This window comes from Fulvivirga lutimaris (assembly GCF_009711525.1).
Classification (GTDB): domain Bacteria; phylum Bacteroidota; class Bacteroidia; order Cytophagales; family Cyclobacteriaceae; genus Fulvivirga; species Fulvivirga lutimaris.
Map to the genome: position 1 here is coordinate 36,011 of NZ_SMLV01000435.1, position 23,162 is coordinate 59,172.

General features: G+C 38.8%; 24 protein-coding genes. 6 read left to right on the forward strand and 18 right to left on the reverse strand.

Annotated elements, in window-relative coordinates; genetic code table 11:
- Window positions 1-7: 7 nt before the first annotated feature.
- The 5 genes from nqrC to E1140_RS20470 form a co-directional block, all read right to left on the reverse strand.
- Window positions 8-769 carry an NADH:ubiquinone reductase (Na(+)-transporting) subunit C gene (gene nqrC, locus E1140_RS20450; RefSeq protein ID WP_185153699.1) on the reverse strand — a complete coding sequence of 254 codons (762 nt, stop codon included), beginning with the start codon at window positions 767-769 and terminating at the stop codon, window positions 8-10.
- Window positions 756-1,955: an NADH:ubiquinone reductase (Na(+)-transporting) subunit B gene (locus E1140_RS20455; RefSeq protein ID WP_155188527.1), complete on the reverse strand. Its 1,200-nt coding sequence runs from the start codon at window positions 1,953-1,955 to the stop codon at window positions 756-758. Before E1140_RS20455 ends, nqrC begins: the two co-directional genes overlap by 14 nt.
- A gap of 11 nt (window positions 1,956-1,966) precedes the next feature.
- Window positions 1,967-3,331, reverse strand: coding sequence for a Na(+)-translocating NADH-quinone reductase subunit A (locus E1140_RS20460; RefSeq protein WP_155188529.1), 1,365 nt, complete (start codon window positions 3,329-3,331; stop codon window positions 1,967-1,969).
- A gap of 134 nt (window positions 3,332-3,465) precedes the next feature.
- Window positions 3,466-4,149: a (d)CMP kinase gene (cmk, locus tag E1140_RS20465; protein WP_155188531.1), complete on the reverse strand. Its 684-nt coding sequence runs from the start codon at window positions 4,147-4,149 to the stop codon at window positions 3,466-3,468.
- Window positions 4,150-4,352: 203 nt separating this feature from the next.
- Entirely contained in the window at window positions 4,353-5,039 is a 687-nt protein-coding gene (locus E1140_RS20470) for a hypothetical protein (protein WP_155188533.1), read from the reverse strand.
- A 61-nt stretch (window positions 5,040-5,100) separates the two neighbouring features.
- On the opposite strand from E1140_RS20470, the gene E1140_RS20475 reads away from it, so the two are divergent.
- Window positions 5,101-5,382: a hypothetical protein gene (locus tag E1140_RS20475; RefSeq protein WP_155188535.1), complete on the forward strand. Its 282-nt coding sequence runs from the start codon at window positions 5,101-5,103 to the stop codon at window positions 5,380-5,382.
- Window positions 5,383-5,414: 32 nt separating this feature from the next.
- Here E1140_RS20475 and tsf read toward each other — a convergent pair whose 3' ends face one another.
- The 10 genes from tsf to E1140_RS20525 form a co-directional block, all read right to left on the reverse strand.
- Window positions 5,415-6,245 (reverse strand): translation elongation factor Ts, encoded by an 831-nt coding sequence (tsf, locus tag E1140_RS20480; RefSeq protein ID WP_155188537.1) that lies wholly within the window; start codon window positions 6,243-6,245, stop codon window positions 5,415-5,417.
- Window positions 6,246-6,346: 101 nt separating this feature from the next.
- Window positions 6,347-7,120: a 30S ribosomal protein S2 gene (gene rpsB, locus E1140_RS20485; protein ID WP_155188539.1), complete on the reverse strand. Its 774-nt coding sequence runs from the start codon at window positions 7,118-7,120 to the stop codon at window positions 6,347-6,349.
- A gap of 44 nt (window positions 7,121-7,164) precedes the next feature.
- Entirely contained in the window at window positions 7,165-7,551 is a 387-nt protein-coding gene (gene rpsI, locus E1140_RS20490; RefSeq protein ID WP_155188541.1) for a 30S ribosomal protein S9, read from the reverse strand.
- 2 nt (window positions 7,552-7,553) lie between these two features.
- A complete protein-coding gene (gene rplM / locus E1140_RS20495) occupies window positions 7,554-7,997 on the reverse strand; it encodes a 50S ribosomal protein L13 (protein ID WP_185153700.1) in 444 nt (147 codons plus the stop codon).
- A 102-nt stretch (window positions 7,998-8,099) separates the two neighbouring features.
- Window positions 8,100-8,813, reverse strand: coding sequence for an RluA family pseudouridine synthase (locus tag E1140_RS20500; RefSeq protein ID WP_155188543.1), 714 nt, complete (start codon window positions 8,811-8,813; stop codon window positions 8,100-8,102).
- Window positions 8,814-8,848: 35 nt separating this feature from the next.
- On the reverse strand, window positions 8,849-9,904 hold the full coding sequence (locus tag E1140_RS20505; RefSeq protein ID WP_155188545.1) for a sensor histidine kinase: 1,056 nt from the start codon (window positions 9,902-9,904) through the stop codon (window positions 8,849-8,851).
- Between the two features lie 3 nt (window positions 9,905-9,907).
- Window positions 9,908-10,597 (reverse strand): response regulator transcription factor, encoded by a 690-nt coding sequence (locus E1140_RS20510; RefSeq protein WP_155188547.1) that lies wholly within the window; start codon window positions 10,595-10,597, stop codon window positions 9,908-9,910.
- Between the two features lie 94 nt (window positions 10,598-10,691).
- Window positions 10,692-11,525, reverse strand: coding sequence for a DUF3108 domain-containing protein (locus tag E1140_RS20515; RefSeq protein WP_246203076.1), 834 nt, complete (start codon window positions 11,523-11,525; stop codon window positions 10,692-10,694).
- Window positions 11,522-12,544, reverse strand: coding sequence for an aminopeptidase (locus E1140_RS20520; protein WP_155188549.1), 1,023 nt, complete (start codon window positions 12,542-12,544; stop codon window positions 11,522-11,524). The genes E1140_RS20515 and E1140_RS20520 overlap by 4 nt, the downstream gene beginning before the upstream one ends.
- A gap of 5 nt (window positions 12,545-12,549) precedes the next feature.
- A complete protein-coding gene (locus tag E1140_RS20525; RefSeq protein ID WP_155188551.1) occupies window positions 12,550-13,677 on the reverse strand; it encodes a hypothetical protein in 1,128 nt (375 codons plus the stop codon).
- 142 nt (window positions 13,678-13,819) lie between these two features.
- Here E1140_RS20525 and recA point away from each other — a divergent pair, with 142 nt between their 5' ends.
- Entirely contained in the window at window positions 13,820-14,848 is a 1,029-nt protein-coding gene (recA, locus tag E1140_RS20530) for a recombinase RecA (protein ID WP_155188553.1), read from the forward strand.
- 56 nt (window positions 14,849-14,904) lie between these two features.
- Here recA and E1140_RS20535 read toward each other — a convergent pair whose 3' ends face one another.
- Together E1140_RS20535 and E1140_RS20540 are read right to left on the reverse strand one after the other, a co-directional pair.
- Window positions 14,905-15,390 (reverse strand): hypothetical protein, encoded by a 486-nt coding sequence (locus E1140_RS20535; protein ID WP_155188555.1) that lies wholly within the window; start codon window positions 15,388-15,390, stop codon window positions 14,905-14,907.
- Between the two features lie 116 nt (window positions 15,391-15,506).
- Window positions 15,507-16,712, reverse strand: a complete 1,206-nt coding sequence (locus tag E1140_RS20540; RefSeq protein ID WP_155188612.1) for an ABC transporter permease — start codon at window positions 16,710-16,712, stop codon at window positions 15,507-15,509.
- Window positions 16,713-16,889: 177 nt separating this feature from the next.
- Here E1140_RS20540 and queA point away from each other — a divergent pair, with 177 nt between their 5' ends.
- Window positions 16,890-17,936 carry a tRNA preQ1(34) S-adenosylmethionine ribosyltransferase-isomerase QueA gene (gene queA, locus E1140_RS20545; RefSeq protein ID WP_155188557.1) on the forward strand — a complete coding sequence of 349 codons (1,047 nt, stop codon included), beginning with the start codon at window positions 16,890-16,892 and terminating at the stop codon, window positions 17,934-17,936.
- Window positions 17,937-18,051: 115 nt separating this feature from the next.
- On the forward strand, window positions 18,052-18,720 hold the full coding sequence (locus tag E1140_RS20550; protein ID WP_155188559.1) for a 2-C-methyl-D-erythritol 4-phosphate cytidylyltransferase: 669 nt from the start codon (window positions 18,052-18,054) through the stop codon (window positions 18,718-18,720).
- A gap of 46 nt (window positions 18,721-18,766) precedes the next feature.
- On the opposite strand, the gene E1140_RS20555 is transcribed toward E1140_RS20550, so the two are convergent.
- Complete coding sequence (locus tag E1140_RS20555) at window positions 18,767-18,988, reverse strand: DUF2795 domain-containing protein (RefSeq protein ID WP_155188561.1); 222 nt, start codon at window positions 18,986-18,988, stop codon at window positions 18,767-18,769.
- Window positions 18,989-19,234: 246 nt separating this feature from the next.
- Between E1140_RS20555 and ettA the strand changes: the two genes are divergently transcribed.
- Together ettA and asnB are read left to right on the forward strand one after the other, a co-directional pair.
- Window positions 19,235-20,914: an energy-dependent translational throttle protein EttA gene (gene ettA, locus E1140_RS20560; protein ID WP_155188563.1), complete on the forward strand. Its 1,680-nt coding sequence runs from the start codon at window positions 19,235-19,237 to the stop codon at window positions 20,912-20,914.
- Window positions 20,915-20,923: 9 nt separating this feature from the next.
- A complete protein-coding gene (gene asnB / locus E1140_RS20565) occupies window positions 20,924-22,822 on the forward strand; it encodes an asparagine synthase (glutamine-hydrolyzing) (RefSeq protein WP_155188565.1) in 1,899 nt (632 codons plus the stop codon).
- Window positions 22,823-23,162 lie beyond the last annotated feature (340 nt).

Genomic DNA, 23,162 nt, shown 5'->3' on the forward strand with positions numbered 1-23,162 from the left:
AATATTTTTACAAACTGGCTACACCAGTTGATTTTACTTTTTTGAAATAAGATTGGTAAGAATTCAAATAGTTTTCAAGCATGTCATTCAAACCTCTTGCTGTAAGTGTCGCTCCAGACATTCCATCTACCTCATGAGAAGATAGTCCGTCATTTCCTTCTCCTTTCAGCATAGTAACTGAAACAAGGCTTCCAGACTCATCAAAAATCTTCTTACCCACAAACCTATTTTGAATCTCAGCAGTCGCAATTCTCTGCCCCAAACCTGGCGTTTCAGCTTTGTGATCAAAAGATGCTCCGGCTATTGTGTTCAAATCATCTTCCAACGCCACAAATCCCCATATTTTATCCCATAATCCAGCTCCATATAGAGGTAAGATGTAAGCATCAACACTCCCAGAAGATGCATCTTTGGAATATTTAAACACAGGATACATCCTTTCTGCTGGGTCCTTCTTGTAGTTCTTTAGGATATCTACTTCCTCAGCAACAATGGCTTTTCCTTTTTCATCCTTCTCTACAACATCACCATTGATATCAACTACAAGTGAAGTAATAGATTTGTCATAAACATCAAGAACCTCTTCCCTTGTCATAGTTGACAATTTCTCTCTATCCATAACAGAGGACAAAATTTGGCTTTTAGTATCTAGCTCTACAGATTTCTTCTGTGCGGGAGCTAGTCCCTGAGATGCCAATGACAACAACCCACCTACTACTACAGTAAGAGCTGCCGTAAATAATAAAACATAAGTATTAGACTGTCGCACGTTGTAACCTCCTTTTCTTGTTAGCGTTCACTACTGAATAATCTATAAGTGGTGCAAAGACATTCATTAAAAGAATGGCTAGCATAATTCCTTCTGGATAGGCTGGATTGAATACTCTAATAACAACTGTAAGTACCCCAATTAATATTCCATAAACCCATTTTCCTGTTTCTGTTTGGGCAGCCGTAACCGGATCAGATGCCATAAACACTGCTCCAAAAGCTAAACCTCCAATAACCAAGTGGTAATGAGCAGGCATCAGCATAAATTCATTCAATCCAATGGCATTCATTCCAAGCCCCATAAGGTAGGCCCCTGCAAAAACACCGGTTATTACTTTCCAGCTTCCTACTCCTGTCATAATAAGAATAGCCGCACCAATTAAACACATTAATGTTGAAGTCTCACCTATACAACCAGGAATAAAACCGAAGAACAAATTAGAGAACTCAAACATTCCGTCTGCCCATCCGGCTCCAAAAGAACCCAGCGAAGAAACAACATTTTCACCTGTTGTTAATGACTGTGCTCCAATTGCTAACGGTGTGGCACCAGAAAATCCTGATACAGCGGTACCATCTCCAAGATAAGTCCAAACATCACCAGAAATTTGACTTGGATAAGCAAAGTATAAAAATGCTCTAGCAGTTAATGCCACGTTTAATATATTCATCCCTGTTCCTCCAAAAGCCTCTTTTGCTATAACTACTGCAAAAATAGTAGCTAGGGCTACTTGCCATAATGGAATATCAGGAGGCATAACCAAAGGAATTAACATACCTGTCACCAAGTATCCTTCGTTTATTGGGTGTTGCCTTATAGTAGCAATGGCGAATTCAGTTCCCAGTCCTACAGCATATGAAACAACTACAACAGGTAGTACCTGAATAGCACCAATAAGAATGATATCCAACAAAGCTGCTTCCTGACCTAATGCCAGAAAATGCTGATACCCAACATTGTAGATACCGAACAACAAACATGGTATCATGGAAATGATGACGGTCATCATCATGCGCTTCATGTCGATAGCATCTTTGATCTGAGCACCTTTTGTTTTTGTTGTATGGTTGGGAACAAAAAGTAAGGTTTCGTGTGCCTCGTATATGTAATAGAATTTCTCCCACTTCCCACCTTTGTGGAAATGCGGCTTAACTTTATCTAATTGATCTCTTAAAAAACCCATGCTTTAAATAATTAACTATACTGAACTAAGTCCAAACCCTCTCTAACAATTGACTGAACGTCATGCTTAGAAACATCCACAAATTCACAAAGGGCCAAGTCTTCTTCTATTATTTCATATATTCCCAAAGCTTCCATTTCATCAAAATCTTCAGCTAAAATCGCCTTAAGAAGATAAGTAGGAAGAATATCCATTGGTGTCACTTTCTCAAATACCCCGGTTTGTACAAATGCACGAGGCTCGCCTCTTTCATTAGTATCCACCACATATTCTTTCTTAGGATTAAGGAAAGACAACAAACCAAATGCTCTTTGGAAGCTTAGTTTTTTAGTAGTTGGAAGAATCCATCCAAACATTTCATAATAATTACCTTCTGGTATTACTGAAACCAAATTGTCATTATAACCGATGTGGCCGTCAGCATCTATTCTCTCACCAGTCAGCACATTTCCAGAAACGTATCTAACATTATCAGATTTGATATTATCAGCAACCATCTTCTTGATAGACGCACCAGTGTATGTTTTATAATACTGCGGGTTATTAACTTCTGAACCGGCTAGGGCTACAACCTTAGAGGCATCATAAATACCTTCTAAGAATAACTTTCCGATCTGTATAACTCCAAAAGGATTAATAGTCCATGCTACATCACCTTTGTTAATTGGATCCAAATGATGAATCTGCACACCAACATTACCTGCTGGGTGTGGACCAGAAAATTTATTAACCTGAACATTCTTAGCATGAGAGAATATCTGCGATACCTCTGCATCAGAATTAAGATTTAAATGTATAACTCCGGGAGTCAACTTTTTCAACACATCAATACCCGCCTGAAAATACTGCTCTTCACCTTTGAACAATAAATCATAATCCGGAGCCAAAGGGTGTGAATCAAAAGCAGAAATGAATATTGCCTTTGGAGTCTCCTCAGGATCTGCAATGACACCGAAAGGTCTCTGAACCAAGTTTACCCAAGTACCAGATGCGAGCAGATGCTCAACAGCCTCTTCTCTTGTGGCATTATTTATATCTGAGACTGAATACTTTTTGTGCTCAACATGCTCGATTTTCTTATCTGCCAGAATAACGATCTCAAGAAGCTTTCTCTTTTCACCTCTTTTAATCTCAACAATTTCACCACTTACTGGCGCAACGTGTTTTACTCTGTCATTTTTCTTGTCGAACAAGATTGGAGTTCCTGCCTTGACATTATCGCCTTCATTGACCGTCAATTTCGGTCTTAATATTCCATGAAAACTAGAAGGTTTATAGGCGAAGGTTTCAGGTTGATCAACTTGGGCAATTTTCTTTTCAGCTTTGCCTGCTAAGTTAATATCAAACCCTTTTTTTAGCTTGATGAATTTAGACATGTTTTCCTTTAAGATTCTTATCTATCGTTGAAAAATCGAAGTCAAAATTAATAAATTTTGGTACAATAAAAATCGATTACCGCAATTTAAGTCAAATAAAAAACGTGCAATTCACGCTTCTATTCACTACCTACTTAAGTATCAATTATTTTACTCAAAGCAAGATTTATAACTTCTTCTACTTGTTCTTCTAATGTTCTAAAAGTGGTATCAACCACAACAGCATCTTCAGCCTGTTTTAAGGGGCTTTCTTCCCTTGTTGTGTCCAAATGATCCCTTGTTTTTAAGTTCTCTAATATCTCTTCCAAATCTACCAACTGCTTCTTTTCTAGATATTCTGCCTGGCGTCTTGCTCCACGAATATAAATGTCAGCAACCATAAAAACTTTTAGCTCCGCATCCTTAAAAACCACTGTGCCGATATCGCGGCCATCCATTACCACGCCTTTCTTCTTGCCGAGCTTACGCTGCTGTGCTACCATAGCATCCCGAACGGCCTTAATACTGCTCACCTGGCTTACTTTGTTTGAGATATACATCTTCCTGATTTCCTCCTCCACATTCAGCCCATTTAAGTAGGTCTCGTTTAGACCACTTTTGGCATTAACAAGAAAGGTAATATCAATGTTTTCAAGAGCCTTTGCTATTTCACTCTCATTAGTCAGGCTGATGTGGTTTTGCTCAAAGTATAAGGTTACAGCGCGATACATTGCTCCAGAGTCAATGTAAGTGTAGCCTAATATTGAAGCAACCTGCTTAGCTGTAGAGCTTTTCCCACAAGCTGAGTATCCATCTATTGCAACAACTATCTTCTTCATGTATTAGCAGTCTTTTTGTGGACAAGGGATAGGCTTACCTTTTTTTAACTTACCATTTCGTTTATTACCAGATGCACAAGCGCCTAGCAAAAACACTAGTAAAAGTCCGAAAACAATCGTTTTTGATTTATTGATAAGCATATCATTACAAATATAGTGATATATGCTGCCGAACAAGAATGAGAACATTTAGAATTTTTCAGCTATTCCAACTTTTGTGTGTAGCTCATCTGAAAGCCAATCTTATAACCAGGACCCAATGCCTGAGTTTTTTCCATCTTTTGATTAAGCGAAATCACTCTTATGTTGGGAAATGGTGATGTAATTAAGTCATTATCAATGGATTGGCTAATAACAAGCTGAATGATTACATTAAGATCAAAATTAGAAATAGGCTTTTCAGATACATTCTCAAACATAAAATTCAGCTGCCTTTCACCTTCCACCAAAAACCTTCCTTCATGATTAATGAACAACCTGGCCAAAAGATATCCAGGATCATTGAGACGGTTAAACTTCAATGAGTCGGCCATAAAATTATAGACATTGATTTGGCCCAGATATTTATTATGAGCATTCTCTTGAACATAAGGAGATTTATTAAAGCCATGCGCTTCATCAAGCACTATGATATTTGTGTGCATAATGAAGATTAATAAATCACCAGCCGCTCGAATATGAAACTCCTGATCACTGATGTATTCGACTTCCAATATAATGTCCTTGTCCTTCTTTGAGATTTTTTCATTGATCTGCTTTACAACCATCTTTGCTTCCTTTTCCAAAAGTTTGAAGTTGTTGCAAAGCTTTCTATATGCTTCTTGTTTCACAGCTGATTTAGATTCAATCAGGCTTGCAATATGTTCTATTGGATTTTGATTATCAGACATGATATTAATTTAAACTTTTCTCCATTATTACGTATAAATTCACATACAAACTTCAAAATATATGGGACGAAGACCTGAAGGTAAGGCCGAAAATCTATTCAAAAATCTCGGCAAACGAATAGATGAACTTCTAAAGGAAATCAAAGATGCTGGCGAAAAAGCGAAAAACTCTGAGAGATTTGAAGAGTTGAAAAGAAATGGTGAAACGCTGAAAAAGGATTTTGAGAATTTCAAAGACAATAATAAAGGAATGATTGACGACCTTGAAAAAGGTATTGATCGGGTAGGTAAAGATCTAAAAGAGGCCTTTGATAAAGCTTTTAAAACAAAAAAGGAGGACTAAGCCTCCTTTTTGTTTTATATATCTTCGATTAATTAACCGATAGAAACTCTTTTGAATTCTGTAACAGTAAGTCCTGAAGTTACAGTGTTAAGATAAGCTGCAACAGTTAAAGAGCTATCTTTAACAAACTGCTGGTTCAACAAAGTGTTGTCTTTGTAAAATTTCTGAAGTTTACCCTGAGCAATTTTCTCAACGATATTTTCAGGCTTGCCCTCAGCTAATGCTTGCTCTTTACCTATTTCAAGTTCTTTTTCAACGATAGTAGCATCTACTCCGTCCTTGTCTACTGCTACTGGGTTCATAGCTGCAATTTGCATACCTACATCTTTACCAGCATCCTGTACGTCAGCACCGTTAACACCTTTAAGAGATACAAGAACTCCTAATTTGTTACCAGCGTGGATATAAGGAACAACAGCTTCGCCAGAAACTCTTACATACTGACTGATTTCGATTTTCTCACCAATTTTACCAACAAGCTCAGTGATTTTCTCAGCTACTGTAAGGCTACCAATTGATTGATTCATCAATTCTTCAGTGCTAGCAGCATTAGAAGTAAATGCCACATCTAGTATAGCGTTTCCTAAAGCAATAAATTCTTCATTTTTACCAACAAAGTCAGTTTCGCAGTTAAGAGCGATCAAAACACCTTCTGAATTATCATCATTTGTTTTAACGAAAACAGAACCTTCAGTAACTTCTCTGTCAGCTCTAGAAGCAGAAACTTTCTGTCCCTTTTTTCTTAAAATGTCAATTGCTTGATCAAAATCACCTTCAGCTTCAGTCAATGCTTTTTTGCAGTCCATCATTCCTGCACCTGTCATTTGTCTTAGCTTATTTACGTCTTGCGCTGTGATAGCCATAGTCTTGTAATTATATTTTTAAAAATGGTTTAGTCCTTAAAGAAAAATTGAACACCAGCACTTGACCAATGTTCAATTTTAAATGAGTTAAATCAAGTGATTTATTTTGCTGGCGCTTCTTCAGTAGAATCTACAGCTTTTTTAGCTTCCTCTTCTTTTTGAAGATTGGCTTCGTCTTTATCTTTTTTCCTTTCAGCAAGGCCTTCCTCGATAACGGCACCAATATATTTCGTGATTAATGAAATAGATTTGAATGCATCATCATTAGCAGGAACTACATAATCAACACCTCTAGGGTCTGAGTTTGTATCTACCATTGCGAAAACAGGGATATTCAATTTTTGAGCTTCTTTAACCGCGATGTGCTCTCTTTTTACGTCAATTACGAAAAGTGCAGCTGGCAGTCTGTTAAGATCAGCGATACCACCTAGTACTCTTTCTAATTTCTCTTTCTCACGAGAAATCATTAATCTTTCTCTCTTCGCTAAGTTCAGGTAAGCCTCATCCTTCATCAACTTATCAATAGAAGTCATTTTTTTCAATGATTTTCTGATAGTTGCGAAGTTTGTTAACATACCACCTAACCATCTGTCGGTTACGAAAGGCATGTTAAGTCTTTTTGCTTCTTCAGTAACAATGTCTTGCGCTTGTTTCTTTGTAGCTACAAAAAGAACTTTTCTTCCTGATCTAACGATGTTCTTAAGTGCATAAGATGCTTTGTCGAGGCACTCAATGGTTTTGTGTAGATCGATAATGTGGATACCGTTCTTCTCCATAAATATATATGGAGCCATTTTGGGATCCCACTTTCTCGTTAAGTGTCCAAAGTGAACACCAGCATCTAGTAAGTCGTTGTACTCTAATTTATTTGCCATTAATATTAATTGTTTTCTCTTCTAGCAGATCAGTTGCGAAAATATTAACGCTTACTGAACTGGAATCTTCTTCTTGCTTTTCTACGACCGTATTTCTTACGCTCGACCATTCTTGGATCTCTAGTTAAGAATCCTTCTTTTTTCAAAGCACCTCTGTGTTCAGGATCGATATCTACCAATGCACGAGAGATGGCAAGACGAATAGCCTCTGCCTGACCAGCAGGACCTCCACCATCAACATTTACCTTAATGTCGAAGTTACCGTCTTGTTCTACGGTATTTAATGGTTGACGAACGATAGTCTGTAAGATACCTGCAGGAAAGTAATCTTGAACATTTCTATTGTTCACAGTAATATCACCTTTTCCGGCAGTTACATAAATTCTAGCTACCGAAGTCTTTCTTCTTCCTATTGAACTTATTACTTCCATTATTATAATTTAATTTCTTTGGGTTGTTGAGCCTCATGTGGGTGCTCGGCACCTTCATAAACATATAGATTGCCAAATAATGCGCTGCCTAATCTGTTTTTTGGTAGCATACCTCTCACAGCACGCTCAACTAGTAAAGCAGATGATTTAGCTTTCAACTCATTAGGAGTTGTTTTCTTCTGACCACCTGGATATCCAGTGTGAGAAACGTAAACTTTGTCAGTCCACTTTTTCCCAGTCATTTTTACTTTGTCTGCATTAACAACAATTACGTTGTCACCACAATCAACATTAGGAGTAAAAGAAGGCTTATTCTTACCTCTTATGATCATTGCGACTTCACTCGCAAGTCTTCCTAATATTTTTGAATCTGCATCTACTACCACCCAACTTTTCTCAACAGTTGCTTTGTTGGCAGAAATGGTTTTATAACTTAAAGTATCCACGCTTTTGAAGCTTTATTTTTTGACAATATATAGTTCTCCCTTAAAAAGGGACTGCAAAGATATATTGATATATTCTTAATTCCAACATACACCAGCAAATATTTACTTATTCTTCTCTAGTTGATGCACCAATACCTTAAAATCTTTTGGGTAGGCCGCATTAACCACTTCTCTTTTTCCTTTTAATGTGTCAAAAGATAATAAATAGGCATGTAAAGCCAGTCTTTTAATAAGAGGCTGCTCTTCTACTTCTTTCTTAAGATTAAACTTCTTTTTTACACTTGACAAGTAGAATAGTTTACCACCATAGGTAGTATCGCCAGTAATAGATGCACTAGTATGTGCTAAATGTATTCTTATCTGGTGCATTCTTCCCGTTAAAGGTTTGCATTCCACCAGTGTGTGAAACTTATAGGCCTGTAGAGTATTCAAGGTAGTAGTCGCCTCCTTACCTGCCCTATCAATCTTCACCGTCCCGTTTGACAATTTCAGAATCTTATCCTGCTTTACCTCATCATTAAAGTCATGAATACCATCTGCCACCGCATGATACACCTTTTCTACCTTGCGAGCTTCAAACTGCATAGACATATGACGGTATGCCTCTGGATTCTTAGCGATAATCAGTGCTCCGGAAGTTTCCTTGTCTAATCTATGACAAACCTGAGCAGCAGGATTCTCTTCCCTTGCAAGACTTAGTATGTTTATAGATAGCGCCCTATCTTCTAACGTGGAAATAAATGGCGGCTTATTGATTACCCAATAGTCCTCATCTTCCCATATCACTAAATCTCTAAACTTGATTTTTTGAGCCATTAGGCAAAGGTAAATAATTGTCGCTTTTGAAAGGACTAATTTGCAAAGAGAGGTTCTTCTTTTCCTTTAGTCAATTTAAAACTAAACTCAGAGCCTTTACCAAATGTGCTTTTCACTTCAATTTTCGATTTATGCTCTTCCAGAATATGTTTAACAATGGCCAAACCCAAACCGGTGCCTCCTTTTTCTCTTGATCTACTCTTATCTACTCTATAAAATCTCTCGAAGATCCTTTTCACATCATCAGAAGGAATGCCCTCACCCGTATCTTTAACATAAGTGGTGACATCATTCTTTGTAATTCTAAAACCAACCTCAACATCACCAGCTTCATTGGTATATTTAATGGCATTACTAATCAGGTTGTTCATCACCTGATTGATTCGCTGCCAGTCACCATAAACAGTAACCAAATCGGGAGTATCAGGTGCAAAGGAAATCTTGATCTCTTTCTTTTCCGCTTTATTTTCAAACTGATCAATGATATCAGTAACAAGACCTTTGATATCAAAATATTCAAAGTGCATTTTAATCTCGCCTGTCTCAATATGAGATAATGTTAACAGGTCTTGCACCAACATATCTAAACCGTCAAGACTCTTGGCCGCTCTTTTAAGGAAACGGGTTCTTACCGTCTTATCCTTTACCGCCCCATCTAATAAAGTATGAACAAATCCCTGTGCTGCAAAAATTGGTGTTTTAAGCTCATGACTAACATCAGCAATAAACTCTCTTCTAAATGCTTCAATCTTTTTAAGCTCATCTATCTCCTTCTGCTTGAGAGCAGCATAGCTAAAGATTTCATCATTGATCTTTTTAAGCGGATTTAGTGGGTTGGACTTGAATGTATCAATAGTCTTCAGTTCCTTTTTACGAAGCTTATCAAACAAGTTATAGATCTTATCAATCTCTCTAAAAATCAGAAACTCAAGAATTATAAATCCTAAAAGGTAGCTAACAGAAAAACTGATGAGTCCGGTTACAACCAATGCAGTCGCACCCACTTCATTAAATAAAGAAAGAAATGCAGAAGTAACGGCTGCTATACAGGTAGCCAAAAGCAAGGCAATAACCCTGGAACTGTAAACCATGTTCTAATTTAAGCTAAACTTATAACCTACACCTTTAACTGTGGTTATAAATTCTTCTCCTATTTTCTCGCGTACTTTTCTAATATGTACATCTACTGTTCTGGCAAGAACATAAACATCGGACCCCCAAATGTTTTGAAGTAGCTCATCACGGCCAAATACTTTATTTGGGTTCTGAGCAAGGAAATAAAGTAACTCAAATTCCTTTTTAGGCAGTGTAATCTCTTTCCCTTTAAGGTTGATGGTATAGCTGCTTCTATCAATTAAAAGCTCGCCAATAGAAATTTGATCAGTTACAGATTTCTTTTGCACATCCCTTCTAAAATAAGCACTTATCCTGCTCATTAAAGCCCGGGGCTTTATGGGCTTAGTTATATAGTCGTCAGCACCAACATCAAATGCGGCTACTTCTGAATACTCTTCAGAACGTGCCGTTAAGAATATAATGAATGCATTAGCCATTTCAGGTATTTCGCGCAGCTGGCGGCAGGTTTCCACACCGTCCTGCTTAGGCATCATGATGTCCAATAAAACAACATCAGGAAGAAACTTTTTGGCAATTTCAACGCCTTTTACTCCGTCTGGAGCTGTCTTAACAGTATAACCCTGTTTTTCAAGGTTATATTTCAGCAATTCTAATATTGCCTCCTCATCGTCAACAACAAGCACCTTGTGTTCTTGCTTGTTTCCCATAGCTCAAATATTTAGTGAGGTGTACTCAGTCAAATCGGATTTAAAAGTATGCAGAAAAAGCATTATTAAAAAAACAGAAGCTATTTCTTAACAATTACTTAATCTTTCCTTGACTATAGTTTTGGACGTCAATTTCGACTGAGCCGACAAACATTTGGGCCTTCACCTTTAATGGTACCTTATTTCTATCATCTGATATCCAAACTCTAATGGAGTTCTCTCCATCAAACAGGCTGTTTTCTGGCATGATCGGAGAAATTACAATTGAGCGAATTACACCCAGTTTAGTTTTAACCTCTTCGCGCCCTAAAAACTTTATTTTAAAGTCGTAAACCTCATCATCAAAAAAGGCCTTCATTTTTATAATCTCATTTTCCTTAAGCGTTTTGAAATCTACAGTTCTCAGATAGTAGTATCCGCTCACCATGTCCTGAGCGTACTTAGGTATATCAAACTTCTCAATGGGCTTCCATTCCTTTTTCTTAAAATGATAAGTATGAACTCTTACTTGTTCATTATCATGATCAAAATCTACAATCTCGTGCTTACGGTACTTTCCTTCTTCAATTTTTCGATATGCCTTTTGCGGAATGATAGAAGCGGTATCTAAATAGGTACCCCAATTGTCTCTTATTCTGAGAAATAGGTCAAACATACCTATTGACTTTCCATGCACATCGATCTTGTAGCACTTACGGCCATTGATATCATGCAGATCATCATGGATAACCATCTGAGCTTCTGCGGCATTTACAAAGCCATAGTGCACTTTGTAATCAATCACCTCACCTCTAAAAAAACTCGTATTAGGTATTACTCTGTAATCCCCAACTTTAGACGCAACATCCTCCTCACGAGCCATAGATATAAGAATAACTAGAGCTCCTAATTTCAAAAACCAATTGCTTATTGATTTGAAGGTTTTCATAGGTATGGATGCTTATTTTTTAAATATTCGATAAAATTAACGAGTTCCTGATCAAATTCCTTATTGAAAAGGCTATCTAATTTACCTTGTTTCGACTGATACCTTTTAAAAGACATGAAATAAGTGTTATTGGGGACAAACCCTTTGAAGTTACTCAGCCGATTATCATTATACAGTTTAAGTGTATCCAAGTTATTGATGATAGATTTAATGGCTTCCTCCTTTTTGCTCAATTTCTGTTCATCAGGAACTCCATCAAAACTCAAATACAAGCTATTAAGAATATCATAACCCGTTAACATATGCTTGATGAACTTTTTATTATCATTTTCCTCGTTGATATAACTTTTCATTTCATCAGAATCCGTACCATACTTTTCACTCATATATATAAGTGTTCCTTTATCAGCAATGAAGGATGCAAGATTTTCATTAAACTCAACGCTGTCTTTCACAAAAATTGTTGAATGAACAAGTTCATGAATTATCAGATTAGCCAGATCACCATTACTGCGATTCAGCATTTCGCTAAGAATAGGATCGTTAAACCATCCAAGCGTTGACCAGCCCCCAACAGTACGCATGCCAGCATCAAGCCCTTTACTCTTTATTACTTCAAGTTCCTGATCAGCCAAATGCTTTTTGAAAAACCCCTTGTAAGGAACTGAGCCCAGAACAGGAAATGTCCATTGATACGGTTGAAAACTAAAAGGCTCACAACCGGTAACCACCCATAAGACAGGCTTACCCTGCTGATCATACATCTCTGTATAATTATCTGTCTCTGCCAGGTGCAATCGCTCGTGAGCAAAAGCTTTAACGTCATCAACAAGCCTGAGCTTGTCTTTCACCTCTTGCGATACCGTAGAATCGTTTAAATACTGCTCAACTGGCCTTGCATTATAGATTATGTGTATTTGACCCGATGCCTGACGAATACCATACCTGATCAAGTCGAAATTAAAGATGACCAGAATGGCAATAATGATTAATACAATTAAGCCGATTCGCTTTTTCATATTAACTATTTACGGGCGTTCTTAAGTAGTTTAAAGTCGGTGTTATAATTTAAGTATAACGCATGCGAGAATTCGAAGCGATTATTCAATAAATCAAAGTAGGGCTCAAATCTGCCAGAAAGTACCAGTCCATCTGCCAGCTTCAGATTGTGCATCAATCTTAAAATCAACAGCTCCCTTTGCTCCTCTATATGGAAAGGGTTTTTAAAGGTGCTTGACTCTGACGGATAAAGCTTCCCACCCTGAATGGTCAAGAATTCATTACCCTTCCAGTAACTGGCCATTATATCCAAATGCATTTTTGTGAAAATTGTAGCATTCAACATTACTCCACTCCCATCTTTAAACGGCCTCAACTGATCTGTAGAAAAATCTTTGTAGCCTGTATAGTAACCATCGACTCTGGCTCCTGTAACAAACCCATCACGTCCATTATGAAAGTCAAGCATTAAACCCAAAGCACTATTAACATAAGTCTGCAGTGGCATCGGGCTACTATCAATTTGCCCCCCGACATGCGTCACAACCATCTGTACTGGTATGGATATCTTAAAGTCCTTATCCATCAATATATAATTCATCGAAAGCCCCCCTGTTACCTCCTCCTGATCGTCTTCTCCAACATACAGCATATTCTGCCAGTCGATCCAGGTATCAAGAAATATCCAGTTGTTGTTGACAGTAAACTGCAACCCATTTTCAAGCCGATTGACCATAACTCTTTCAAAGTCATATAAAGGTTCTATCAATCTGTGTGAAAGGCTCCCTTCTAACGTGCCAATTACCAATTTGGAATCACCAAAAGTATGGGAGAAGGTGAAAGTTGGTTGTATTTCTGAATAGTCATCATTACCAAAGTCCTTTTGGAGATATACCCCAATATCAAACCTTGTATTCCTGGTAGGCTGATAGTAAAGTGATGGATTTATTTGATAGCCAAATAGTGTATAACCATCTGCTATCTTGCTGAAATATTCATTGTTTTTATTGAAAGCTAACGTGCGCAGCGTCAGGCCAAGTGTATTGGAATCACTTTCTACCACTGCATTACGCTGCTCAAACATGGTGTTATTTAGCTGAGCCTGAAGACTGCCAGTGCCAATAAGTATCAAAAAAAGGAGTCTGAAACGCATTGTTTTTAATTTGTCGCAATATATAAAGAGCCGGGCACTTCTTCTTGCCAATTGAGATAAGATTTTTTACTAGCTGCTGGCGTTATTATGGCCATATCTTATTAACTTCACCGCTCATAATTCACAATAATTCAAGAGAACAATGAGCGAGAAAGAACAGAAATTAAAAGCCCTTCAACTAACCATCGACAAACTAGAAAAAACATACGGTAAAGGTGCCGTTATGAAGTTGAGTGATGAAAAGGTTCTTGATGTTCCTGCCATTTCAACTGGTTCATTAGGTCTTGATATTGCCTTAGGCATAGGTGGAATACCAAGAGGAAGAGTTGTTGAAATCTATGGTCCTGAATCTTCAGGTAAGACTACTCTTTCAATGCATTGTATTGCAGAAGCTCAAAAAGCAGGTGGATTAGCAGCGTTTATTGATGCTGAACATGCCTTTGATAAGAGTTATGCTGAGAAGTTGGGTATTGACACAGAGAACTTACTGATCTCTCAGCCAGACAGTGGAGAGCAGGCACTTGAGATAGCAGAGCATTTAATTCGCTCTGGCGCCATTGACATTATTGTTATTGACTCTGTTGCTGCATTGGTACCTAAAGGTGAATTAGAAGGTGAGATGGGTGATAGCAAAATGGGCCTACAGGCTCGTTTGATGTCACAGGCATTAAGAAAATTAACTGGTACTATCAATAAAACCGGCTGCTCTTGTATTTTCATCAATCAGCTTCGTGAGAAGATCGGTGTGATGTTTGGCAACCCAGAAACAACTACTGGTGGTAATGCACTTAAATTCTACGCTTCTGTACGTTTAGATATTAGAAGAATAGGTCAGATTAAAGAAGGCGCTGGAGATATGATAGGTAATAGAACCAGAGTTAAGGTAGTTAAGAACAAGGTTGCACCTCCTTTCAAGGTTGTGGAGTTTGATATAATGTTCGGAAAAGGAATTTCTAAAGCAGGAGAGATCATTGACCTTGCTGTTGAGCTTGACATTATAAACAAGGCAGGATCGTGGTTCTCTTATGGAGGCAACAAACTTGGTCAGGGTAGAGATACAGTAAAAGGGCTTATTGAGGACAACCCCGAACTAATGGAAGAACTGGAGAAAAAAATTAAGGAAAAGATAACTGGCGATGTGCTAGACAAACCAATCGCTGCTAAAGAATAGCATAAAAAAAGCCCTTTCAATATTGAAAGGGCTTTTTTGTAATAACGATTTTTCTATCATCCATTATTGAATGTCACGATAAAATCAGCTGTGATAGTTCCTGTAAATGTAGTGCCATCATCCATTAGCAAGTCCATCTCAACTGTGTAATTGTCTCCGTTATTTTTTGTGACTGTTACAGTGCCTTCACTAAGGTTTGTGCCATCATAAGATGAGCCTACAAATACCGAATAGTTAGTTAAAAAATCATCGAGGTATAAGTTATCACCCTGTGGAAAACTATAGGTGCCACCAAGTTTTGAGGTGCCATCATACTCTACATCAATAGTCAATGTCTTGCTATCTCCAGAAGTAGTAACACTGCTAAATGAAATGCCTGCATGCCCTTCACCATCTTGTGCTACCCCTGTTATTGAATTGAAATTAGTCTCAAAAGCATCACCATTGATTAATATCTTATTTGGCGTACCGCCATCATCATCAGAGCCACAGCTCATGAGTCCTATTAAAAAGACAACCAATAAATATTGTAATTTTCTCATTCTTCAATTTTTAAATTAATAGAAGTCAAATCTATTTAAATTAGAATCTACAAAATGATCAACACCTTGCCATAAATAAGGCGTGTAAGGAAATCTGTAATATTAAAGGAAGAAAGTTAGCTTCTGATCGCTATCACCGGATCGAGCCTTGCTGCTAGAGCTGCAGGTACAATTCCGGAAACTGTACCTATAATGGCTGACACACCCAAGCCAAGAACGATATTCTTAAGCGTAAGCGTAACTTCCAAAGAACCCATAGGAATAAAGGTGATGAGCATTACAAGGAATAATCCTCCCAAACCTCCAATCACACTTAAGAATACTGATTCGAATAAGAATTGGAAAAGAATGAAGTAATTCTGTGCGCCCAATGATTTCTGCACACCTATAATAGAGGTTCTTTCTTTTACAGAAACGAACATGATATTGGCTATACCAAACCCACCCACGAGGATAGAGAATCCTCCAATGATCCAACCAGCAATGCCAAACACATCAAATACACCTGATAAAACATTGGCAATTGCCTCAGGTCGGTTAAGCGCAAAATTGTCATCCTCCTTTGGCTTTAGCCCTCTTCTCGTACGCAAAAATCCCGTCACTTCACCTTCAAGCTCTATCAATCCAATATCCTGATCATGACCTTTAATGGCTATGGTAGAACCTCTTTCATTATAGCTACCCGTACCTGTAGTATACATTGTTCGAAAGGCATCATATGGGACTATGCAATTGGTGTCCTTACTCTCAAAACCCAAAAAGCTTTCACCCTCCTTTTTCAGAGTCCCGATAATAAAAAACTTCTTATTTCTAATCTTGATCTCTTTGCCAACAGGGTTTTGTCCATTAGGAAATAGTGCCTCAGCGATATCAGCTCCTATTATGGTCACGTTTCTTGCTCCAGCTACTTCACTTGGAGAAAAGTAGCGGCCATCAGCAATGTCCAATTCAACTATATCTTTATAGCCATAGCTTCCACCAATGAATTTCGTTTCATAGAAACTGTTGTTGCCTCGCTTGAGCACCACATTATTGGCATCGGCAAAGATTGAAATGGCTGATTTGTTCTTAAGGTTAGCCTCTAACACCTTAAACTCATTGTAACTTGGGTTTGGTCTTCTCCAGAAATCCCACCATTTGTACTCCCCGTTAGAGTCGGCAGTGAAGGGCCATTTATCAACATAAATCACCCCAGAACCAAGAAAATCAAAGCTTTGCTTTACATTCTTCTCGAGTGAATCAACGATAGTAAAAACAGCTATAATAGCAAAAATACCTACGGTAACACCAAGCAATGAAAGTACTGTTCTCAAGATATTCATCTTAAGCGCATTCCATGCGAACCTGAAACTTTCTAATATGAGTCTGAATACTAACACGTTGCTATCTGATGCTATAAAAGTATTTTACAATAGTATCCTAAAAGTCACGGATATCTTTATCTTTGCGTCCTAATTTTAAAAACTCTTTTAAAATTATTTAATACCGTAATATTAAATATGAAATTATCAGAATTCAAGTTCGACTTACCGACTGGTCATGTAGCCTTATATCCGGCAGAAAACAGAGATGAATCTCGTTTAATGGTTTTACACAAAAAAACGGGAGAAATTGAGCATAAAGTCTTTAAAGATGTAGTTAACTATTTTGAAGATGGTGATGTAATGGTCAACAATGACACCATGGTATTTCCAGCTCGCCTTTATGGCAACAAAGAAAAAACAGGTGCTAAAATTGAAGTTTTCCTTTTGAGAGAACTTAACCCAGAAATGCACCTTTGGGACGTTTTGGTTGACCCAGCCAGAAAAATCAGGGTAGGAAACAAATTATATTTTGGAGAAGGTGATCTTGTAGCTGAGGTTATTGATAACACCACTTCAAGAGGCAGAACCATCAGATTCTTATTTGATGGAACAGATGAAGAATTTTACAATACAATTGATAGCTTAGGAGAAACACCACTTCCAAAATACATCAAAAGAGAAGCTGAGCCAGATGATAAAGAGCGTTTTCAAACGATCTATGCTAAGGCAAAAGGTGCGGTTGCAGCTCCTACCGCAGGTCTTCACTTCACACCACAATTACTAAAAAGATTAGAAATTCTTGGTGTTAAAATGCCTAGCATTACGCTTCACATCGGATTAGGTACTTTCAGACCTGTTGATGTAGAAGATTTAACAAAACATAAAATGGACTCAGAGAACTTCGAAGTTGCTCAGCCGACTGTTGACATCGTCAACAACGCTTTGGACAACAAGAAGAAAGTATGTGCTATCGGTACTACAACAATGCGTTCATTAGAATCAGCAGTTTCTGCAAGCGACAGATTGAAGCCTAAGTCAGGATGGACCGATAAGTTTATCTTCCCTCCTTACGAGTTCAAAATTTGTAACGCTATGATCACAAACTTCCACATGCCTGAATCTACATTATTAATGATGGCTTGTGCTTTTGGAGGTTATGATTTAGTAAGAGAAGCTTACGAAGTTGCTAAGAAAGAGAAATACAGATTCTTGACTTATGGTGATGCGATGTTGATCGTATAGTAGCCAAAGATTCATTAAATTAGACGTCATTTCGAGTACTAACGAGAAATCCCCTACATCTAAGGGAGATCTCTCATGGAGTTCGAGATGACGTTTTTTTTATACCCTATATACAATGAAAGAATACGCAATAATAGTGGCCGGTGGTAAAGGCACAAGAATGAATAATGTCACTTCAAAACAATTTATTGAAGTAGCAGGCTTGCCCATCTTGATGCATACCATCAATGCATTTGTTACTTATTCTTCAGAGGTGCAGATCATTTTAGTGCTACCTCCAGATGAGGTGGAGATTTGGAAGTCCCTGTGTTCTAAATTCAGCTATCAAGTGCCGGTGACAATAGCTACTGGTGGTGACTCCAGATTTCAGTCGGTTAAAAATGGTCTTGCTAAAATTAACGACACAGAAGGCCTTGTAGCCATTCATGATGGCGTTAGACCATTGGTTGGTAAAGATATTATTGGCGCCTCCTATCACCTTGCAGCAGTGCATAAGAGCGCTGTGGCTGCTGTGCGATTAAAAGAGTCGATACGCATAACAAATCAGGATACAACCAAAGCCGTAGACCGCTCTGACTACAGGCTAATTCAAACCCCACAGACCTTTGATCTTGCTATGATAAAGGCCGCTTATGATATTAAAGAAGAAGCAAGTTTAACAGACGATGCCAGTGTGGCTGAGCGAGCAGGTTTTAAAATTTCGTTATTCGAAGGCAGCTATGCCAATATTAAAATAACTACACCTGAAGATTTGATAATCGCGGAAGCGCTAATGAAGGAATAAAAAAGCCATCGCGATGAGTCGGGATGGCCTTAAATCTCTTTAGTATTTAATACTCATCTTCATTAAAGAAGAAGTCTTCTTTGGTCGGATAGTCCGGCCAAATTTCTTCGATATTTTCGAAAGGCTGCCCATCGTCTTCCAGTTCCTGAAGGTTTTCTACAACCTCAAGAGGCGCTCCGGTACGGATAGAGAAATCTATCAATTCGTCTTTACTTGCGGGCCAAGGTGCATCTTCAAGATATGATGCTAATTCTAGTGTCCAGTACATAGTATAATCCTCCTATGATTTTGCCTTTTAAATTTTTTGCAAAAGTAAAATTTTAAAGCACAAATCAAACTTTTTATCTATTTATTTCAACTTCTGATTTTATCACTTATTGTCTGCAACGTGATGATATTTTCAAAAGTTTAAAAAATTTTCGATTTTTTAATAGAATAATATTTCATCTACATTGAAGCAATCTCTATCAAAAGAATAAATTTGTTTGACAATTACAAGTATATCGACTGAATTATGAGTGACGAGAAAATAATCTTTTCAATGGCTGGGGTCAACAAGACCTACCCACCAAGTAAACAAGTATTAAAAAATATCTACCTATCCTTCTTTTATGGCGCTAAGATTGGCGTTTTAGGACTCAACGGTTCTGGTAAGTCTTCTCTTTTGAGAATAATAGCAGGGATTGACAATAACTATCAGGGAGAGGTTGTTTTCGATGGTAGTTACTCTATCGGGCTTTTAGAGCAAGAACCACAGCTAGATAAAAGCAAAACTGTAAAAGAAGTGGTAGAAGAAGGTGCTGCCGAAACAGTAGCGCTTTTAAGGGAGTTTGAAGAAATCAATGAAAAATTCGCTGATCCGGATGTTTTGGAGAACCCGGATAAAATGGAGAAGCTGATAGAAAAGCAGGGCGAGGTTCAGGAGCGATTAGATCAACTGAATGCCTGGGAGCTGGATAGCAAGCTTGAAAGAGCTATGGATGCTCTAAGAACACCTCCCGGAGACGCTAAGATCGAGCACCTGTCTGGTGGTGAGAAAAGAAGAGTGGCCCTATGCCGATTATTACTTCAGGAGCCAGATGTGCTTTTATTAGATGAGCCTACCAACCATTTAGATGCTGAATCGGTGCATTGGTTAGAACAACATTTAAGACAATATGCAGGTACGGTAATAGCCGTAACTCACGATAGATATTTCCTTGACAATGTAGCAGGCTGGATTCTTGAGCTTGATCGTGGTGAAGGTATTCCATGGAAAGGCAACTACTCTTCTTGGTTAGATCAGAAGCAAAACAGACTGGCTAAAGAAGAAAAGACAGAGTCTAAAAGACAGAAGACTTTACAACGGGAGTTGGAGTGGGCTAAAATGTCTCCTAAAGGTAGACATGCCAAAGCCAAAGCTCGTTTGAGCGCCTATGATAAACTCCTTTCTCAAGAGACTAAGGAAAGAGAAGAAAAGCTGGAGCTATACATACCAGCAGGACCAAGATTGGGTGATAAAGTAATCGAGGCTCATGGAGTATCTAAGGCCTTTGGTGATAAATTATTATATGAAAATCTGGAATTTAATCTGCCAAAAGCAGGAATAGTAGGTATTATCGGGCCTAATGGTGCTGGTAAAACCACACTCTTCAAAATGATCACCGGACAACTGAAACCTGATGCCGGTACTTTTGAGGTAGGTTCTACTGTTGAGATCGCTTATGTAGATCAGGAGCATGATAACTTAAACCCTAACCATAGTGTTTGGGAAGCCATTTCTGGTGGTAATGAGATCATAGAAATGGGCGGCAAGCAGATGAATAGCCGTGCTTATGTGAGTAAGTTCAACTTCAACGGCTCTGAGCAGCAGAAAAAAGTGAGCGAGCTTTCTGGAGGTATGCGCGGCAGACTGCATTTGGCCATGGCCCTGAAGCAAGGTGCCAACCTCCTACTTTTAGATGAACCTACCAATGACCTTGATGTTAACACATTAAGAGCACTTGAAGAAGGCCTTGAGAATTTTGGTGGTTGCGCGGTAATCATCAGTCACGACAGATGGTTTTTGGATAGAGTTTGTACGCACATCCTTGCATTTGAAGGCGACTCACAGGTAGTTTGGTATGATGGTAACTTCACTGAATATGAAGAGAACCGCAAGCAACGTCTTGGTGATGAAGCTCCAAAGAGAATCAAATACAAAAAATTAGCTTAACCGTAGCCTATGTGTGGCATAACGGGGGTATATGCATTTAATATGGTCGGTCGGGTTAGCATGGTTAACGCTGCTAACGCGACCGCTGCCTTATCCAGCCGTGGCCCAGACTTTCAGGACATTTATAATGATAATACTGTTGCCCTCGGGCACCGCAGGCTTAGCATTATCGACCCGAGTCCTGAAGGACACCAGCCCATGTGGGATTTGGGAAGCAGGTATTGCATTATCTTCAATGGTGAGATTTATAACTATAAAGCGCTAAGAAAGGAGCTTGTAGATCAGGGTGTCAAATTTCAGTCCGAGACCGACACTGAAGTGCTGCTGAACCTTTACATGAGGGAAGGCAAAGCATGTCTGCAAAAGGTCAATGGCTTCTTTGCTTTTGCCATTTATGATTACAAAGACAAAAGTCTATTTATAGCTAGAGACCGACTGGGCATTAAGCCGCTGTATTTTATGATAGATGATGACCGATTGCTCTTCGCATCGGAAATGAAGTCTATTATTCAATATGGTATCAATAAAGAAATAGACTACACTGGGCTTTATACTTATCTGCAGCTCAATTACATCCCCGCTCCTGCTACTATCTTTAAATCTGTAAAGAAGCTACTTCCGGGGTATTACCTGCACCTTACACCGCAGGAGTTTCTCAATGAGCCCTATTATGAGATTCCGCATAACAAAGCCAACTATACAAAGCTTGATTACAACCAGCAAAAACAAAAGCTTGCCGAGCTGATGGAAGCCTCGGTGCAAAAGCGATTGGTGGCTGATGTGCCGTTAGGCTCATTTTTGAGTGGCGGTGTTGACTCTTCAGTGATTGCCACCCTGGCCAAAAAGCACAAAGATGACCTTCATACTTTCTCTATAGGTTTTAAAGATGAGAAGTTCTTTGACGAAACAGAATATGCGCAAGCCGTAGCCAAAAAGATAGGTAGCGAACATACCGTTTTCTCTTTAACGAATTCAGACCTGTACAAGCATGTTGGCGACATCCTCGATTATATCGATGAGCCTTTTGCTGATTCTTCTGCCATTGCGGTTTACATACTGTCGCAAGAGACCCGGAAGCATGCTACTGTCGCCTTGAGTGGTGATGGTGCTGACGAGCTTTTTGCGGGTTATAATAAGCACACTGCCTTTTTGAAGATCATCAATGATGGTGGTGCGGCTAGTGCCGTTAAAGCATTGCAGCCACTGTGGTATTTGCTGCCCAAGTCAAGAAATAACAGCTTAACCAATAAATTCAGGCAGCTGCACCGCTTTAGCAAAGGCATGAGCATGAGCAGCAAGGAGCGTTATTGGAGCTGGGCAGGCTTTGCTTCTGAGCAGGCAGCTGCTAACCTATTGAGTCAGTCCAGTAGGGAGAACCTGGACAAGGAGCAGTATTCAAAATTTAAGTCCGGGATATTGAAAGACATTCCCGACAAGGAAGCCATTAACGACCTGCTGCTGACAGATGCCAAGCTGGTATTACCGGATGATATGCTCACCAAAGTAGACCGCATGAGCATGGCCAACGCACTGGAAGTACGGGTGCCGTTTTTAGATCATGAGGTGGTAGAGTTTGCCTTCCAGCTGCCAACAGACTCGAAGATCAATGGCGATATAAGAAAGCGTATCGTTCAGGATACTTTTAAAGATATACTGCCGGATGAGCTGTATAACCGACCCAAAAAAGGTTTTGAAGTGCCTTTATTGAAATGGTTCAGAAACGAAATGCAGCATACTATCAAAAACGATTTGCTGGCCGATGCATTTATTGAAGAACAAGGCATTTTTGATGTTAAAGAAATCAGGAAGTTGAAAAAGAAACTGTTCTCCTCCAACCCTGGCGATGTGCATGCCCGTATCTGGGGACTGATTGTATTTCAGCATTGGTGGAAGAAGTATGGGCAGTAGTCTTTGGTCATTTCGAATCCCTTTAGGGTGAGAAATCCCCTCTTAGGAAACGTCACCTCGATGCCTTTTGGCGAGAGGTCTCCCTATTTGTAACAACTTCTCGACTTAGCGTTTAGGGGACTTCTCACTTCACTGCGTTAAGTATCGAAGTGACGATACTTTTTAGTTTGCCTTCACCTTGAATCTCTTCAGTGTGCGAAATCCCCTCTTAGGAAACGTCACCTCGATGCCTTTTGGCGAGAGGTCTCCCTATTTGTAACAACTTCTCGACTTATCGTTTAGGAGACTTCTCACTTCACTGCGCTACATTTCGAAGTGACGATACTTTTTAGTTTGCCTT